Source organism: Klebsiella sp. GG_Kp173, from assembly GCF_040062415.1.
GTDB classification, from domain to species: Bacteria; Pseudomonadota; Gammaproteobacteria; order Enterobacterales; family Enterobacteriaceae; genus Klebsiella; species Klebsiella quasipneumoniae.
Genome location: NZ_JBEAFZ010000085.1, coordinates 20,741 through 38,500 on the forward strand (window position 1 = coordinate 20,741; position 17,760 = coordinate 38,500).

Consider the following 17,760-nt stretch of genomic DNA (forward strand, 5'->3'; position numbering starts at 1 on the left):
TAATCCAGTTGGAAACTGGTCAGGCACAAACAGCACACACCTCGCAGGAATACGTTATGAAAAATGTTGGTTTTATCGGCTGGCGCGGAATGGTCGGCTCTGTTCTCATGCAACGCATGGTTGAAGAGCGCGATTTCGACGCCATTCGCCCGGTGTTCTTCTCTACCTCCCAGCTGGGACAGCCAGCGCCGTCATTCGGCGGTAGCACCGGTGGCACGCTTCAGGATGCGTTCGATCTGGACGCGCTGAAGGCACTGGACATTATTGTCACGTGCCAGGGCGGCGATTACACCAACGAGATTTACCCGAAGCTGCGCGAAAGCGGCTGGCAGGGTTACTGGATTGACGCCGCCTCTTCGCTGCGCATGAAGGACGATGCGATCATTATCCTCGACCCGGTTAACCAGGACGTGATCACCGCCGGCCTGAACAACGGCGTAAAAACCTTTGTCGGCGGCAACTGTACCGTAAGCCTGATGCTGATGTCCCTCGGCGGCCTGTTTGCCCAGGATCTGGTGGAGTGGGTCAGCGTGGCGACATACCAGGCGGCCTCCGGCGGCGGCGCGCGTCATATGCGCGAACTGCTGAGCCAGATGGGCCAGCTGCACAACCACGTCGCGACAGAGCTGGCGGACCCGGCTTCCGCCATTCTGGATATCGAGCGCAAAGTGACGTCGCTGACCCGCAGCGGCGAGCTGCCGGTGGATAACTTCGGCGTTCCGCTGGCGGGCAGCCTGATCCCGTGGATCGACAAACAACTGGATAACGGCCAGAGCCGCGAAGAGTGGAAAGGCCAGGCGGAGACCAACAAGATCCTCGCCACCTCGTCCGTTATCCCTGTAGACGGCCTGTGCGTCCGCGTTGGCGCGCTGCGCTGCCACAGCCAGGCGTTCACCATCAAGCTGAAAAAAGATGTCTCTATCCCGACCGTTGAGGAGCTACTGGCCGCGCACAACCCGTGGGCCAAAGTGGTACCGAACGATCGCGACATTACCATGCGCGAGCTGACCCCAGCCGCGGTGACTGGCACCCTGACCACCCCTGTCGGACGCCTGCGTAAACTGAATATGGGACCGGAATACCTGTCGGCCTTTACCGTTGGCGACCAGCTGCTGTGGGGCGCCGCCGAGCCGCTGCGCCGGATGCTTCGCCAGCTGGCGTAAGCGCAGGATGAACAGAAAGGGGGTCTTCGAGCCCCCTTTTTTTTTGCGTAATACAAGGAGTAAACGCGGATGTTAGATTTTTCCCCACGGAGGTAACTCAGCCTTGGCTATGCTTTAAGTAAGGAATTCCTTACCTGAAGGTGGGACGGAGCAGAAGGATGCAAAAAGCGCTGCGCCGTTCAGGTCAAAAAAGTCGCCAGTTACAGGAATGAGCGACACTTACAACAGGATGAAAGCATGTCTAATCATATCGATAGAGACGTGATTAATGCGCTAATCGCCGGTCATTTCGCGGACCCTTTTTCCGTGCTCGGCATGCACCGTACCGACGCCGGGCTGGAAGTGCGCGCATTATTACCCGATGCCACCGATGTGTGGGTTATTGAACCAAAAACCGGACGCAAAGTCGGCAAGCTCGAATGCCTCGACTCGCGTGGTTTTTTCAGCGGCGTTCTGCCGCGGCGTAAAAACGCCTTTCGCTATCAGCTGGCCGTCACCTGGCACGGACAGCAGAATCTGATTGATGACCCTTATCGCTTTGGTCCGCTGCTGCAGGATCTTGACGTCTGGCTGCTGTCGGAAGGGACCCACCTGCGCCCTTACGAAACGCTGGGAGCGCATGCCGCCACCATGGACGGCGTTACCGGCACCCGTTTCTCGGTGTGGGCGCCGAACGCCCGCCGTGTCTCGGTGGTGGGGCAGTTTAACTACTGGGACGGTCGACGCCACCCGATGCGATTCCGCAAAGAGTCCGGGATCTGGGAGCTGTTCGTTCCCGGCGCGCACAATGGCCAGCTGTATAAATTCGAACTGATTGACGCCCACGGCCACCTGCGGGTCAAAGCCGACCCGTACGCCTTTGAATCGCAAATGCGTCCGGAAAGCGCCTCGCTTATCTGCGACCTACCGCCCAAAGTGGAACAGCCGGCGGACCGCAGAGCGGCGAACCAGTTTGATGCCCCGATCTCTATCTATGAAGTGCATCTCGGCTCCTGGCGCCGCCATACCGACAATAATTTCTGGCTGAGCTACCGCGAGCTGGCCGACCAGCTGGTCCCCTACGCGAAATGGATGGGCTTCACCCATCTCGAGCTGCTGCCGGTTAACGAACACCCGTTCGACGGCAGCTGGGGCTATCAACCTACCGGCCTCTATGCGCCGACCCGCCGTTTCGGCACTCGTGACGATTTCCGTTACTTTATCAACGCCGCGCACGCCGCCGGACTGAACGTCATTCTTGACTGGGTGCCCGGCCACTTTCCGGCGGATGATTTTGCCCTTGCCTCGTTTGACGGCACTTCGCTGTATGAGCACAGCGATCCGCGCGAGGGATATCACCAGGACTGGAATACCCTGATCTACAACTACGGACGTCGGGAAGTCAGCAACTACCTGGTGGGTAACGCGCTGTACTGGATCGAACGCTTCGGCATCGATGCGCTGCGCGTCGACGCGGTGGCCTCGATGATCTATCGCGACTACAGCCGCAAGGCGGGGGAGTGGATCCCTAACGAATACGGCGGCCGGGAAAATCTGGAAGCCATTGAGTTTCTGCGCAACACCAACCGCATCCTTGGCGAACAGACGCCGGGCGCGGTCACCATGGCGGAAGAGTCCACCGATTTCGCCGGGGTAACCCGTCCGCCAGCCGGCGGCGGCCTCGGTTTCTGGTTCAAATGGAACCTCGGCTGGATGCATGACACCCTGGATTACATGAAGCTCGATCCGGTGCATCGCCGCTACCATCACGACAAAATGACCTTCGGCATGCTCTACAACTACACCGAGAACTTTGTGCTGCCGCTCTCCCACGATGAAGTGGTGCACGGCAAAAAATCGATTCTCGACCGCATGCCGGGGGATGCCTGGCAGAAGTTCGCTAACCTGCGCGCCTACTACGGCTGGCTGTTCGCCTTTCCGGGGAAAAAGCTGCTGTTTATGGGCAATGAGTTTGCTCAGGGCCGCGAGTGGAACCATGACACCAGCCTCGACTGGCACTTGCTGGAGGGCGGTGACAACTGGCACCACGGCGTCCAGCGGCTGGTGCGCGACCTGAACCATACCTATCGCCACCATAAGGCGCTGCACGAGCTGGATTTCGACCCGTACGGCTTCGAATGGCTGGTGGTCGACGACCATGAGCGCTCGGTGTTTGTCTTTGTGCGCCGCGACCGGGACGGGAACGAGATTATCGTCGCCAGCAACTTCACGCCGGTACCGCGCCACGACTACCGCTTCGGCATCAACCAGCCGGGCCGCTGGCGCGAGGCGTTGAATACCGACTCAATGCACTATCACGGCAGCAACCAGGGCAACGGCGGCGTGGTGGAAAGCGATGCTATCCCCAGCCACGGTCGCGAACATTCGCTGTCCCTGACCCTGCCGCCGCTGGCGACGATCTGGCTGGTCCGGGAGGCGCAATGACCAACCTCGCGGCAGGCAAACCTGCGCCGTTGGGCGCCAGCTATGACGGCAAAGGGGTGAACTTCGCCCTCTTCTCCGCCCACGCGGAGCGGGTGGAGCTGTGCGTGTTCGACGAGCAGGGCAACGAGCAACGCTTCGATCTCCCGGCGCGCAGCGGCGACATCTGGCACGGCTGGCTGGCTGGCGTCGGGCCGGGCCTGCGCTACGGCTACCGGGTGCATGGCCCCTGGGCTCCGGCGCAGGGACACCGCTTTAACCCGGCCAAGCTGCTGCTCGATCCCTGCGCGCACCGGGTGGAAGGCGAGCTGCCGGACGACGAACGCCTGCACGGCGGAATGTGGCAGCCGGATCATCGCGACAGCGCCGCGATAGCGCCAAAATCGCAGGTCGTGGATCTGCATTACGACTGGCTGGGCGATCAACCGCCGCGTACCCCGTGGGGGGAAACGGTGATTTATGAAGCGCACGTGAAAGGACTCACCCTGCTTAATCCGCAGCTGCCGGAAGCCATTCGCGGAACTTATAAGGCGCTGGGCCACCCGGTAATGATCGCTTACTTCAAATCGCTGGGCATTAGCGCCCTTGAGCTGTTGCCGGTGGCGCAGTTCGCCAGCGAGCCGCGACTGCAGCGGATGGGGTTGAGCAACTACTGGGGCTACAACCCACTGGCATGGTTCGCGCTGGATCCGCGCTATGCCAGCGACCCGACGCGCGCCCTGGATGAGTTTCGCGATGCGGTTAAGGCGCTGCACGCCGCCGGTATCGAAGTGATTCTGGATATCGTGCTCAACCATAGCGCGGAAATCGATCTTGAAGGTCCCACCGTCTCCCTGCGCGGAATCGACAACCGTAGCTATTATTGGGTAAGGGAAGATGGCGATTATCACAACTGGACCGGGTGCGGGAATACGCTCAATCTCAGCCACCCGGGGGTAGTGGAACTGGCGCGCCAGTGTTTGCGCTTCTGGGTGGATGAGTGCCATGTCGACGGTTTTCGCTTCGATCTCGCCTCAGTGATGGGGCGGACGCCGGAATTCCGCCAAGATGCGCCACTGTTCGAGGCTATCCGCCACGACAGCGTGCTGTCGCAGGTGAAACTGATCGCCGAACCCTGGGATATCGGCCCGGGGGGCTACCAGGTGGGCAATTTTCCGCCGCTGTTCGCCGAGTGGAACGACCATTTTCGCGATAGCGCCCGCCGCTTCTGGCTGCAGCAAAACGTCTCCCTGGGGGATTTTGCGCAACGCTTCGCGGCCTCCAGCGATCTCTTTGCCCGTGATGGCAAGCCGCCATCGGCGACGGTCAACCTGGTGACGGCCCACGATGGCTTCACGCTGCGCGACTGCGTTTGTTTCAATCAGAAACACAATGAGGCAAACGGGGAGGAGAATCGCGATGGGACTAACAATAACTACAGCAACAATCATGGTATAGAAGGATTAGAAGCTAATTTTGCGGTGATTGAACGGCGACGCGCCAGCGTGCATGCGCTGCTGACGACGCTGCTGCTGGCTCAGGGGACGCCGATGCTGCTGGCGGGCGATGAGCAAGGCCACAGCCAGCACGGCAACAATAATGCTTACTGCCAGGACAATGCCCTGACGTGGCTGGACTGGCGCCAGGCGAACCCGGGATTAACCGCCTTTACCGCGGCGCTGATCCACCTGCGCCGGCGCATTCCGGCGCTCACCCGCAACCGCTGGTGGCAGGAGGGGGATGGCAGCGTCCGTTGGCTTAATCGCAATGCCCAGCCGCTGACTGCCGGGGAGTGGCAGCAGGGGGCAGCGTGTATGCAAATCCAGTTGTCGGATCGCTGGCTGCTCACGCTGAACGCCACCGCAGAGGTGGTCGATATGGTTTTACCCGAGGGGGAATGGCGCGCCGTTCCTCCATTCGCCGGAGAGGATAATCCGGTCATCATGGCTGTCTGGCATGGGCCCGCGCACGGAGTGTGCGTATTTCAAAGGTCGTAAGCCCTGAAGCTTCCGGTAAACCCGTGGCGGCGGCGCGGCGGGATGAGCAGGAAAGCGGGGGTGTAAAAAGGAGTTAATCATGGTTAGGCTTGAAAAAAACGATCCGCTGATGCTGGCGCGTCAATTACCCATCAAATCCGTGGCGTTGATCCTCGCGGGCGGCCGTGGCACCCGGCTTAAGGATCTCACCATTAAGCGTGCGAAACCTGCCGTTCACTTCGGCGGCAAGTTCCGTATTATCGATTTCGCATTATCTAACTGCATTAACTCAGGGATCCGCCGCATCGGCGTTATTACCCAGTATCAGTCGCATACGCTGGTGCAGCACATCCAGCGCGGCTGGTCTTTCTTCAGCGAAGAGATGAACGAGTTTGTCGATCTGCTGCCGGCTCAACAGCGCGTACACGGCGAAAACTGGTATCGCGGCACGGCGGATGCGGTGACGCAGAACCTGGATATCATCAGCCGCTACAAGGCCGAGTACGTGGTGATCCTCGCGGGCGACCATATTTATAAGCAGGACTACTCGCGCATGCTGATCGACCATGTCGAAAAAGGGGCGCGTTGCACCGTGGCCTGCATGCCGGTGCCCATTGAAGAGGCATCCGCCTTCGGCGTCATGGCGGTCGACGAAAACGAAAAGATCATTGAGTTTGTCGAGAAACCCGCCAACCCGCCGGCGATGCCGACCGATCCGACCAAATCGCTGGCCAGCATGGGCATTTATGTCTTTGACGCCGCCTATCTTTATGAGCTGCTGGAAGAAGACGATCGCAACGAGAACTCCAGCCATGATTTCGGCAAAGACATCATTCCGAAGATCACTGAAGCTGGCATGGCTTATGCACATCCTTTCCCGCTCTCCTGCGTGCAGTCCGACCCGAACGCCGAGCCGTACTGGCGCGACGTGGGGACGCTGGAAGCCTACTGGAAGGCCAACCTCGATCTGGCGTCAGTCACGCCGGAGCTGGATATGTACGACCAGAACTGGCCGATCCGTACCCATATGGAATCGCTGCCGCCGGCGAAGTTCGTGCAGGACCGCTCCGGTAGCCACGGCATGACCCTGAACTCGCTGGTTTCCGGGGGGTGCATTATCTCAGGGTCGGTGGTGGTGCAGTCGGTGCTGTTCCCGCGCGTGCGGGTGAACTCATTCTGTAACATTGATTCGGCAGTCTTGTTGCCAGATGTCTGGGTGGGGCGCTCATGCCGCCTGCGTCGCTGCGTGATTGACCGCGCCTGCGTCATCCCGGAAGGTATGGTGATTGGTGAGAACGCGGAAGAGGATGCACGCCGCTTCTATCGCTCAGAGGAAGGTATCGTGCTGGTGACCCGCGACATGCTGCGGAAATTGGGGCACAAACAGGAGCGCTAATGCAGGTCTTACATGTATGTTCTGAGATGTTCCCGCTGTTAAAGACGGGCGGTCTGGCGGACGTCATCGGCGCGCTGCCGGCGGCGCAAATCGCGGAGGGTATCGATACGCGTGTGCTGTTGCCGGCGTTTCCTGATATCCGCCGCGGCGTGGTGGATGCCCAGGTGGTGACCCGCCGGGATACGTTCGCCGGGCGGATCACGCTGCTGTACGGCCACTTTAACGGCGTGGGGATCTATCTGATAGACGCCCCGCATCTCTATGACCGGCCGGGGAGCCCTTACCACGATACCAACCAGCACGCTTATACCGACAACGTTCTGCGCTTTGCGCTGCTGGGCTGGGTGGGAAGCGAAATGGCCAGCGGACTGGATCCATTCTGGCGTCCGGATGTGGTCCATGCCCACGACTGGCACGCCGGCCTGACGCCGGCCTACCTGGCGGCGCGCGGCCGCCCGGCTAAATCGGTCTTTACCGTGCATAACCTAGCGTACCAGGGGATGTTTTACTCCTGGCATATGAATGATATCGAACTGCCGTGGTCGTTTTACAACATGCATGGCCTCGAGTTTAACGGCCAGATCTCGTTTCTGAAGGCCGGTCTTTACTACGCCGATCATATTACGGCGGTGAGCCCGACCTACGCGCGCGAGATCACCGAGCCGCAGTACGCCTACGGCATGGAGGGGCTGCTGCGTCAGCGCCATCATGAAGGGCGGCTGTCGGGAATTCTCAACGGCGTTGACGACGGTATCTGGAGCCCGCAAAACGACCTCCTGCTGCCGATGCGCTACGATCGCGACACGCTGGAGGAGAAGGCGGAGAACAAGCGTCAGCTGCAGATCGCCATGGGCCTGAAGGTCGATGATAAAGCGCCGCTGTTTGCTGTCGTTAGCCGTCTCACCAGCCAGAAAGGGCTGGATCTGGTGCTCGAAGCGCTGCCGGGCCTGCTTGAGCAGGGCGGCCAGCTGGCGCTGCTGGGCGCCGGCGATCCGGTGCTGCAGGAAGGGTTCCTCGCCGCCGCCGCCGAACATCCAGGCAAAGTGGGCGTGCAGATTGGCTACCATGAGGCCTTCTCCCACCGCATTATGGGGGGCGCCGACGTCATTCTGGTCCCGAGCCGCTTTGAACCCTGCGGCCTGACCCAGCTGTACGGTCTGAAGTACGGTACGCTGCCGCTGGTGCGCCGCACCGGCGGTCTGGCGGACACGGTCTCAGACAGTTCGCTGGAGAACCTTGCCGATGGTCTGGCGACAGGTTTTGTCTTTGAGGACAGCAATGCGCTGTCATTGCTGCGCGCTATTCGTCGCGCCTTTGTCCTCTGGTCGCGCCCATCGCTCTGGCGCTATGTGCAGCGTCAGGCGATGAATATGGATTTTAGCTGGCAGGTTGCCGCGAACTCCTATCGCGAACTTTATCAACGCTTGATGTAACCACTGGAGTCATTGTTATGAATGTACCCTTTAGCTATGCATCACCGACGCTGAGCGTTGAGGCGTTAAAGCATTCTATTGCCTATAAGCTGATGTTTATCATCGGCAAAGATCCGGCCATCGCCAACAAGCATGAATGGCTTAACGCCACGCTGTTTGCCGTTCGCGATCGCATGGTGGAGCGCTGGTTGCGCTCCAACCGCGCGCAGCTCTCGCAGGAAGTGCGCCAGGTATACTATCTGTCGATGGAGTTCCTGATCGGCCGTACCCTCTCGAATGCCCTGCTGTCGCTCGGCATCTATGACGATGTGAGCAGCGCGCTGGCGGAGATGGGGCTCGATCTCGAAGAGCTGATCGATGAAGAGAACGACCCCGGGCTTGGCAACGGCGGTCTGGGCCGCCTGGCGGCCTGCTTCCTTGACTCCCTGGCGGCGCTAGGCCTGCCGGGACGCGGCTATGGGATCCGCTACGACTACGGGATGTTTAAACAGAATATCGTCGATGGCCGGCAAAAAGAGTCCCCTGACTATTGGCTGGAGTACGGTAACCCGTGGGAGTTTGAGCGCCACAATACCCGCTATAAAGTGCGCTTCGGCGGCCGCATTCAGCAGGAGGGGAAGAAAACCCGTTGGATTGAGACGGAAGAGATCATCGCCGAAGCCTACGACCAGATTATCCCCGGCTTTGACACTGACGCCACCAACACGCTGCGTCTGTGGAGCGCACAGGCCAGTAGCGAAATAAACCTCGGTAAGTTCAACCAGGGTGACTATTTCGCCGCGGTAGAGGATAAGAACCACTCCGAAAACGTCTCCCGCGTGCTCTATCCGGACGACTCAACCTACTCCGGCCGCGAGCTGCGCCTACGCCAGGAGTATTTTCTCGTCTCGGCCACGGTGCAGGATATCCTGAGCCGCCATTACATGTTGCATAAGACCTATGACAACCTGGCGGACAAGATTGCCATTCATCTGAATGATACCCACCCGGTGCTATCGATACCGGAGCTGATGCGTCTGCTTATCGATGAGCATAAATTCAGCTGGGACGAGGCGTTCGAGGTGACCTGCCAGGTCTTCTCCTATACCAACCATACCCTGATGAGCGAAGCGCTCGAGACCTGGCCGGTGGATATGCTGGGTAAAATTCTCCCGCGCCATCTGCAGATTATCTTTGAGATTAACGACTACTTTCTCAAGACCCTGCAGGAGCAGTATCCCAACGATACCGCGCTGCTCAGCCGTACCTCGATCATTGACGAGTCCAACGGCCGTCGCGTGCGGATGGCCTGGCTGGCGGTGGTGGTCAGCCACAAAGTCAACGGGGTGTCGGAGCTCCATTCCCGGTTGATGGTGGAGTCGCTGTTTGCCGAATTCGCTAAAATTTTCCCGATGCGCTTTACCAACGTGACCAACGGCGTCACGCCGCGCCGCTGGCTGGCGCTGGCCAACCCGCCGCTGTCGAAAGTGCTGGATGAGCATATCGGCCGCACCTGGCGGACCGATCTGAGCCAGCTTGACGAGCTGAAGCAGCATATCGACTATCCGACGGTCAACCAGGCAGTGCGTCAGGCTAAACTGGAAAACAAACAGCGGCTGGCCAGCTATATTGCGCAGCAGCTCAATGTGGTGGTGAATCCGAAGGCGCTGTTTGATGTGCAGATCAAACGCATTCACGAGTACAAACGCCAGCTGATGAATGTGCTGCACGTTATTACCCGCTATAACCGGATCAAAGCCGATCCGCAGGCCGAGTGGGTGCCGCGGGTGAATATTTTCGCCGGTAAGGCGGCTTCAGCCTACTACATGGCCAAGCATATTATTCACCTGATCAACGATGTGGCAGCGGTAATCAATAACGATCCGCAGATTGGCGACAAGCTGAAGGTGGTCTTTATCCCCAACTACAGCGTCAGCCTGGCGCAGCTGATCATTCCGGCAGCAGACCTGTCGGAACAGATCTCCCTCGCAGGCACGGAAGCTTCCGGCACCAGTAATATGAAGTTTGCCCTTAACGGCGCGCTGACTATCGGCACCCTCGACGGGGCGAACGTGGAGATGCAGGAGCACGTGGGCGAAGAGAATATCTTTATCTTCGGTAACACCGCGGAAGAGGTGGAGGAGCTGCGTCGCAGCGGCTATAAACCACGCGAATACTACGAACAGGATGAAGAGCTTCACCAGGCGCTGACCCAGATCGGTACCGGCGTTTTCAGCCCGTCGGAACCGGGGCGCTACCGCGACCTGCTGGATTCGCTGATTAACTTTGGCGATCACTACCAGGTGCTGGCGGACTATCGCAGCTATGTGGACTGCCAGGATCGCGTCGACGAGCTGTATCAACATCCGGAAGAGTGGGCCTATAAGGCGATGCTGAATATTGCCAACATGGGCTACTTCTCTTCCGACCGGACGATCCAGGAGTACGCGAAATATATCTGGCATATCGACCCGGTAAGGCTGTAAGCCAGTCAACGCAACACAACGGGGCCATTTGGCCCCGTTGTTTGATTATTGCGGTTGAACCTGGCCTCAGGCGTTTCCGCCGGGCAGCGTTACGACGCTAACGACAGCTCAGACTTTCCCGCATGCTGCGCCAGCCATTCGCTGATGCGCGCCTGCTGCTCGCCATTCAGCCACATGCCCTGTTTGGTACGGCGCCAGATGGCGTCATCCAGGCTGCGCACCCATTCATGCTCCACCAGATACTTCAGCTCGGCTTCATAAAACTCATGGCCAAAATCTTCTCCCAGATCGCTCAGGGCGCTGGCTTCCTTCAGGATCCACTCGCTGTTGCTCCCGTAGGTGCGGGCATAATGGCGGGCCAGTGATTCGCTGATGAACGGGAAGCGACGGCGCAGTTTTGCCGCGTAGTCGTCGCGGTCGCCGCCAATATCGCCGCCGGGGAGCACCGCGGTTTTGGTCCATGCCGGGCCGATCCCTTTGTAATAAGGGGTCAGTTTTTCCAGCGCGTGCTCGGCCAGTTTGCGATAGGTGGTCAGCTTCCCGCCGAAGACGGAGAGCAGCGGCGCCTGGCCGTTCTCATCGTGAATATCCAGCGTGTAGTCGCGGGTGATCGCCTGCGGCGAATCCGACTCGTCGTCGCACAGCGGACGGACGCCGGAGTAGGTCCAGACGATATCGTCCCGGCTGAGGGTTTTTTTAAAGTGCGCGTTATAGACGTTCAGCAGGTAGTTAATCTCTTTATCATCAATGGCCACCGCTTTCGGATCGCCCTTATACTCGACGTCCGTCGTGCCGATGATCGAGAACTCATCCATCCACGGGATAACAAACACAATACGTTTATCTTCGTTTTGCAGAATGTAGGCCTGCTTCTGGGTATGTACCCGCGGCACCACGATGTGGCTGCCCTTAATCAGGCGGATACCGTAAGGCGAGCGCAGATGCATCCCTTCGTCGAAGAACTGTTTGACCCATGGACCGGTGGCATTGACCAGACCGCGCGCCTTCCAGGTAAACTTCTCGCCGCTATCAATATCTTCCGCTTCCACCACCCACAGGCCATTCTCTCGTTTTGCCGAGATGGCGCGAGTGCGGGTGCGTACTTCGCCGCCTTTGCGGACGACCATCTGCGCGTTGGCCAGCACCAGGCGGGCATCGTCGACCCAGCAGTCGGAATATTCGAAACCGCGCACAATTTCCGGCTTAAGTACCGATTCTGCGCCAAAACGCAAGCCGGTGGATCCCGGCAGGCTGGTGCGTTTGCCCAGATGATCGTACATAAACAAGCCGATACGGATCATCCATGCCGGACGCAGATGCGGGCGATGCGGGAGACGAAAGCGCATCGGGAAGGCGATATGCGGGGCCATTTTTAACAGCACTTCGCGTTCGGCCAGCGCTTCGCTGACCAGGCGGAACTCATAGTGTTCGAGGTAGCGTAGCCCGCCGTGGATCAGTTTGGAACTGGCGCTGGAGGTGGCGCAGGCGAGATCGCGCGCTTCCAGCATCAGTACGGATAAACCACGCCCGGCGGCATCTGCCGCGATACCGGCACCGTTGATGCCTCCGCCTATCACAATCAGATCTTTGGTTTCCACGTTCTTACCCTCTCACACTTTCGTTTAAGCTCACAAATGCTCGATATCGCTCACTATAGCAAACAAACGCGCTTTTGGTAACATCAAAAAAACATTTTGGAGTGATGGGTGTAACATATTGGCGTTTCTTTACCGCCTGACGGTACACTACAGGGTAAAATTGGGCCGGCCATCGCCCGTCATGACGAGAAAGAGAAGAGAACCATGGAACAGTTTGAATGTATCAACGTTGAAGAAGCGCACCAGAAACTGCATCAGCAGACGGCGGTTTTGGTCGATATCCGCGATCCGCAAAGCTATGCGATGGGCCATACGCCGGGCGCGTTTCATCTGACCAACGATACGCTGGGCGCGTTTATGCGTGACCACGACTTTGACACGGCGGTGATGGTGATGTGCTATCACGGCAACAGCAGCAAGGGCGCCGCGCAGTATCTGCTGCAGCAGGGGTTTGATAAGGTCTACAGCGTTGACGGCGGGTTCGACGCCTGGCATCGCCATTTCCCGGCGGAAGTGGCGCACGGGACGTTTTAACGACTGGCAGGTATACTATCTCCCTTTGTGTGGAATAAGCGATTCGCTGCATGTTAATGATTACCTCTTTTGCCAACCCGCGCGTGGCCCAGGCGTTTGTCGATTATATGGCGACGCAGGGGATTATCCTGACTATCCAGCAGCACACCCAGAGCGACGTCTGGTTGGCTGATGAGAGCCAGGCCGGGCGCGTCAGGGCTGAGCTGGCGCGTTTTCTCGAAAACCCGGCGGACCCGCGCTATCTGGCGGCGAGCTGGCAGTCCGGACAGACCAATAGCGGGTTGCGCTATCAGCGCTTTCCTTTCTTTGCCACGCTGCGGCATAACGCCGGCCCGTTCACCTGGGCGATTCTGCTAATCTGCATCGCGGTGTTCATCCTGCAAAATCTGCTGGGCGATCAGCCGGTGATGATTTGGCTGGCCTGGCCCTACGATCCTTCGCTGCAGTTCGAAGCCTGGCGCTATTTCAGCCATGCTTTCATGCATTTCTCGCTGATGCATATTCTCTTCAACCTGCTATGGTGGTGGTATCTCGGCGGCGCGGTGGAAAAGCGCATCGGCAGCGGCAAGCTGGTGGTGATCACCGTCATCAGCGCCCTGCTGAGCGGCTTTGTGCAGCACCAGTTTAGCGGCCCGTGGTTTGGCGGCCTGTCGGGCGTGGTCTACGCGCTGATGGGCTATGTCTGGCTGCGGGGCGAGCGCGATCCGCAGAGCGGTATTTATCTGCAGCGCGGGTTAATACTCTTCTCTTTAGTGTGGTTAATTGCTGGCTGGTTTGATGTTTTCGGCATGGCGATCGCCAACGGCGCGCACGTGGCTGGTCTGGCGACCGGTCTGGCGATGGCGTTTGTCGATACCTTGCATGGGCGAAAACGCGCATAAAGACTTACCGACAGGGGTCGGGTAGGCGACATTTTTCCAGGGATATTTCATGAAACAAACACAACGTCATGACGCCATTATCGAGCTGGTAAAAAAACAGGGTTACGTTAGCACGGAAGAGCTGGTTGAGCAGTTTGCGGTCAGCCCGCAGACCATCCGCCGCGACCTGAACGATTTAGCCGAACAGAAAATGATCCTCCGCCACCACGGCGGCGCGGCGCTGCCCTCCAGCTCGGTGAACACCTCCTGGCACGATCGCAAAGCGACCCAGACGGCGGAGAAAGAGCGTATCGCCCGGCGGGTGGCCAGCGAGATCCCGGACGGGGCGACGCTGTTTATCGATATCGGCACCACGCCGGAAGCGGTGGCGCACGCCCTGCTCGATCACAACGATCTGCGGATTGTGACCAATAACCTTAACGTCGCCAACACGCTGATGGTGAAAGAGGACTTCCGCATTATTCTCGCCGGCGGCGAACTGCGCAGCCGCGACGGCGGGATCATTGGAGAAGCTACCCTCGACTTTATCTCGCAGTTCCGTCTCGACTTCGGCATTCTCGGCATCAGCGGCGTCGACAGCGATGGCTCGCTGCTGGAGTTTGATTATCATGAAGTGCGCACCAAGCGCGCGATCATTGAGAATTCACGCCACGTGATGCTGGTGGTGGACCATACTAAGTTTGGCCGTAACGCGATGGTCAACATGGGCAGCATCAGCATGGTCGATGCGGTCTATACCGACGTGCTGCCCCCGGCGGGCGTGCTGAAGGTCATTACCGATAACAACCTCCAGCTCGAGCTGTGCTAAACGGCAACGGCGTCGTCAGACGCCGTATCCCATCATCTTAAGCAACTGCTGGGCATGCAGCACCGCGTCCTGACGGTGGGCGACGCCCAGTTTCTGATACAGATTGCGAATGTGGGTCTTGATGGTGGTAGCCGCCACGTCAAGCTCGCCGGCAATCTGCTCGTTGCTGTAGCCGGAATAGATTAAGCCAAGCACCTGCCATTCGCGCTGGGTCAGCGGGCTGGTGCGGATAAGCTCCGGCACCTCCGGGTGATTCAGCAGCCGCTCGACGAACCCTTCGTCAAAGTGGGCGAATTTGTGGCGATGATGTTGGTTGATGTCGCGCAGAATACGCTGGGCGCGATGCTGCTCCAGCTCCGGCAGGGTGTTCAGCTGGATCAGCTGGCGCAGCTGCTGGGCCATCGCCTCGCCTTCAATCACAAAGTGGTTGATAAAGCCGGTGCGGTTGGCGAGCGTCAGGGCTTCCAGCAGGGCTTTCTGCGCTTCGCTCTTGCGTCCTGCCTGCCAGTACAGCTGGTTGAGCAGCAGCAGGTTGCGGTTGAGATCGCTCATCAAACGCAGCGAACGCGCATTTTCGTTCAGCTCTTCCAGCACCATTTCCGCGGGTTCGAAATCGCCCAGCAGGATCTGCGCGCGGGCAATATTGCGCCATTGGCTCTGCAGGAAGTGGTTATTGGCGAATTCCGGCTTCGGCGTCTGGCGCAGCCAGTTGGCCGCCGCGGTTTTATCGCCGGTCATCTGCCAGTAGATCACCCGCACCTTGTCGGCGTTGGAGACCCAGTCGCTGTGATAGTGACCATTACCGAGCAGGTTTTCCAGTCGGTTCAGGTGGCTGCGGGCATTATCCAGATCGCCGCGCGCCAGCGAGCATTGCACCATGAGCGCCAGGCACTGTAGCTGCTGCTGTGGTTGATAAGTTGAGAGGACCTCCATCCCCTGACGGGCGCAGGCTTCAGCTTCGTCGAGGCGCGCCCATGCCCACAGCAGCTGAGAGCGGATGCGCAACAGGAACTCATGCATCGGCAACTGCTCAAGATGCTGTTCGCGTACCAGCTGAAAGGCTTTCTCCTGGCTCTCCCAGGCGGCCTGCAGGAAGCCCTGGGCGAACAGAATTTCGCTTTGCTGAATGATGCTCCACAGGGCGTAATGCCACACGTCGTGACGGCGGGCCATCTGTTCGGTCTGCTGCATCACGGCGAGAGATTTGGTCAGTTTACCCTTACAGTGGAGGACTTCGCCATGTACCGAGGTGGCGACGATGCGGCTGTAATAGTTGGCCAGCGGCAGCTCTTCCAGAGCCACCATCGACAGACGTTCCGCTTCGTCCTGGTCGCCGTCGTTAATCGCCACCTGCGCGCGCAGGGCGTTAAAGTCGCCATGCATCGCGGTATCCATTTCGACGCTCATCTCCTGTTCGGCGCGCGCCAGCAGGGTGTTGACTTCGCTGTAGCGATGCTGGCTCTGCATCAGCCAGGCCTGCAGCAGGATCAGGCGTGGATTTTCCAGCAGATTTGACCAGGGCAGCGCCGACAGCGACTGCTCCAGCAGACCCAGTTCGCTATGGTTAAACATGCCCCAGGCGTGATTGAGCAAGATATCGCGCAGCATTTTGGCATCGCCGGCCGCCAGCGCATGGTGGATAGCCTCGCTGGGGAAGCCTTGCGCCATCCAGCTCTCCGCCGCGGCGCGGTGGATCTCCGGCAGTTCAACCGCCAGCTCCCACTGACAGCGCTGGCGCAGGAAACTGCCAAACAGCGGGTGATAGCGGAACCATTCGCCGGAATCATCCATCCGCTGCAGGAACAGCCCCTGACGTTCGATCTCCTCCAGCTGCATCTGGCCATTCTCTTCGCCGGTGACGCGAACGATTAACGCGTCGTTCATTGAGCGCAGCAGCGAACTCTTCAGCAAAAAGTTGCGCGTGCGGGCGTCGACGTTATCCAGCACTTCATCCACCAGATAATCCGACAGATGGCTGGCGTTAATCCCGGCGAGTCGGCGGGCGGAGTGTTGGGCGGAGGAGTTATTCTGGCGGGCGGAGAGGGCGATGAGCTGCAGCGCGGTGGCCCACCCGGCGACGTCGTCGCACAGCCGGCTGCTGTCGTCGGCTTCGATAGGCGACGTCAGACGGCAGTCGAAAAATTGTTTCGCTTCCTGGTGGGTAAAGGCCAGCTGCTGGCTGCCAATCTCCAGCAGCTGATCGCGGACGCGCAGGTTGGCAATCCCCAGCTGCGGCAGGTTCCGCGACAGGACCACGAGGGTCATATTCTCCGGCTGATGGCGGAGGAAAAAGCGCATCGCGTCATGGATCACCGGATTATTGATCAGATGGTAATCATCAATGACGAGGTACAGCGGGCGCTGCCAGTCGGCGAGTTCAATAAACAGCTGCGCAAAAAGAGAGGAGAGGCTGGCGTACTGGCGCTTTTGCACCATCGCTTCACTGGCCGCGCAGTGGTTGCCGGTGGCCTGCTGGATCGCCGCGATCAGATAACTGGCAAAACGCTCCTGCTGGTTGTCGCCTTCGTCCAGCGAAAACCACCCAAGATCGTTTTTACCTGCGGCCCACTGAGAAATGAGCGTTGTTTTACCGTACCCGGCAGGACTGGTGATCAGCACGAGACGATAATTGTTCGCGCCGGAAAGTTTCGCCAGTAAACGCTCACGAACCACGGTGTGTTCAAGGCGGACCGGACGACTTAATTTGGACGGAATCAACATAGTTCTACATTTCGCTGTGCAAGAGAGAGGTTGCGATTTTTTTTGCGCTTCGTAATTAATATCTAATAAGGTCGGTGATTATGAAATTTATTGCAAGTTATGTCCGAAGTTTATGCTCTTGAATTTGCTCTATGTCACAAATTTCGACATTGGTTGCGAATGGGGAAAAATCGCAGGCAGGGCTCGTCATTAGCGGTTTTTAGCCGGTGGTGAGCGGAGCGGGGAGAGATTAATTTTATGTCTGAAGTAGTTGTTTGTTTTTATTAAATTATTGTCAGTGATTTCTTAGAAGTAATCTTTTTTGCGGGTTAATGTGATGAAATGTGCTTATTTTCCCGGAGGTCTCTATTTATTTTTTTAATAACCCTGCGAAGGGCGGGAAAAT

Annotated in this window: 11 protein-coding genes; 9 read left to right on the forward strand and 2 right to left on the reverse strand. The window is 58.7% G+C overall.

Annotated features, from left to right (window positions below; genetic code table 11):
- Nucleotides 1–56: 56 nt before the first annotated feature.
- The 6 genes from asd to glgP all read left to right on the forward strand — a co-directional run bounded on the left by asd (nt 57) and on the right by glgP (nt 10,833).
- Entirely contained in the window at nt 57–1,163 is a 1,107-nt protein-coding gene (gene asd / locus ABLU50_RS20395) for an aspartate-semialdehyde dehydrogenase (RefSeq protein WP_049093784.1), read from the forward strand.
- Nucleotides 1,164–1,400: 237 nt separating this feature from the next.
- Nucleotides 1,401–3,587, forward strand: coding sequence for a 1,4-alpha-glucan branching enzyme (gene glgB / locus ABLU50_RS20400; RefSeq protein WP_087832496.1), 2,187 nt, complete (start codon nt 1,401–1,403; stop codon nt 3,585–3,587).
- Entirely contained in the window at nt 3,584–5,560 is a 1,977-nt protein-coding gene (gene glgX, locus ABLU50_RS20405; protein WP_087832497.1) for a glycogen debranching protein GlgX, read from the forward strand. Before glgB ends, glgX begins: the two co-directional genes overlap by 4 nt.
- Nucleotides 5,561–5,639: 79 nt before the next feature.
- On the forward strand, nt 5,640–6,935 hold the full coding sequence (gene glgC / locus ABLU50_RS20410) for a glucose-1-phosphate adenylyltransferase (protein ID WP_002920566.1): 1,296 nt from the start codon (nt 5,640–5,642) through the stop codon (nt 6,933–6,935).
- Nucleotides 6,935–8,368 carry a glycogen synthase GlgA gene (gene glgA, locus ABLU50_RS20415; RefSeq protein ID WP_004202133.1) on the forward strand — a complete coding sequence of 478 codons (1,434 nt, stop codon included), beginning with the start codon at nt 6,935–6,937 and terminating at the stop codon, nt 8,366–8,368. The genes glgC and glgA overlap by 1 nt, the downstream gene beginning before the upstream one ends.
- Nucleotides 8,369–8,385: 17 nt before the next feature.
- A complete protein-coding gene (glgP, locus tag ABLU50_RS20420) occupies nt 8,386–10,833 on the forward strand; it encodes a glycogen phosphorylase (RefSeq protein WP_004202135.1) in 2,448 nt (815 codons plus the stop codon).
- A gap of 89 nt (nt 10,834–10,922) precedes the next feature.
- Here glgP and glpD read toward each other — a convergent pair whose 3' ends face one another.
- Entirely contained in the window at nt 10,923–12,431 is a 1,509-nt protein-coding gene (gene glpD / locus ABLU50_RS20425; RefSeq protein WP_004202136.1) for a glycerol-3-phosphate dehydrogenase, read from the reverse strand.
- 204 nt (nt 12,432–12,635) lie between these two features.
- Here glpD and glpE point away from each other — a divergent pair, with 204 nt between their 5' ends.
- The 3 genes from glpE to ABLU50_RS20440 are packed head-to-tail and all read left to right on the forward strand — an operon-like array spanning nt 12,636 to nt 14,654.
- Nucleotides 12,636–12,965 (forward strand): thiosulfate sulfurtransferase GlpE, encoded by a 330-nt coding sequence (gene glpE, locus ABLU50_RS20430; protein ID WP_004202138.1) that lies wholly within the window; start codon nt 12,636–12,638, stop codon nt 12,963–12,965.
- Nucleotides 12,966–13,015: 50 nt separating this feature from the next.
- A complete protein-coding gene (gene glpG / locus ABLU50_RS20435) occupies nt 13,016–13,846 on the forward strand; it encodes a rhomboid family intramembrane serine protease GlpG (RefSeq protein ID WP_004151408.1) in 831 nt (276 codons plus the stop codon).
- A gap of 49 nt (nt 13,847–13,895) precedes the next feature.
- Complete coding sequence (locus ABLU50_RS20440; RefSeq protein ID WP_002920548.1) at nt 13,896–14,654, forward strand: DeoR/GlpR family transcriptional regulator; 759 nt, start codon at nt 13,896–13,898, stop codon at nt 14,652–14,654.
- A gap of 15 nt (nt 14,655–14,669) precedes the next feature.
- Here ABLU50_RS20440 and malT read toward each other — a convergent pair whose 3' ends face one another.
- The gene (gene malT, locus ABLU50_RS20445) at nt 14,670–17,375 is read right to left on the reverse strand and encodes an HTH-type transcriptional regulator MalT (RefSeq protein ID WP_087832498.1); all 2,706 of its coding nucleotides are present in this window, start codon (nt 17,373–17,375) and stop codon (nt 14,670–14,672) included.
- Nucleotides 17,376–17,760: the final 385 nt, after the last annotated feature.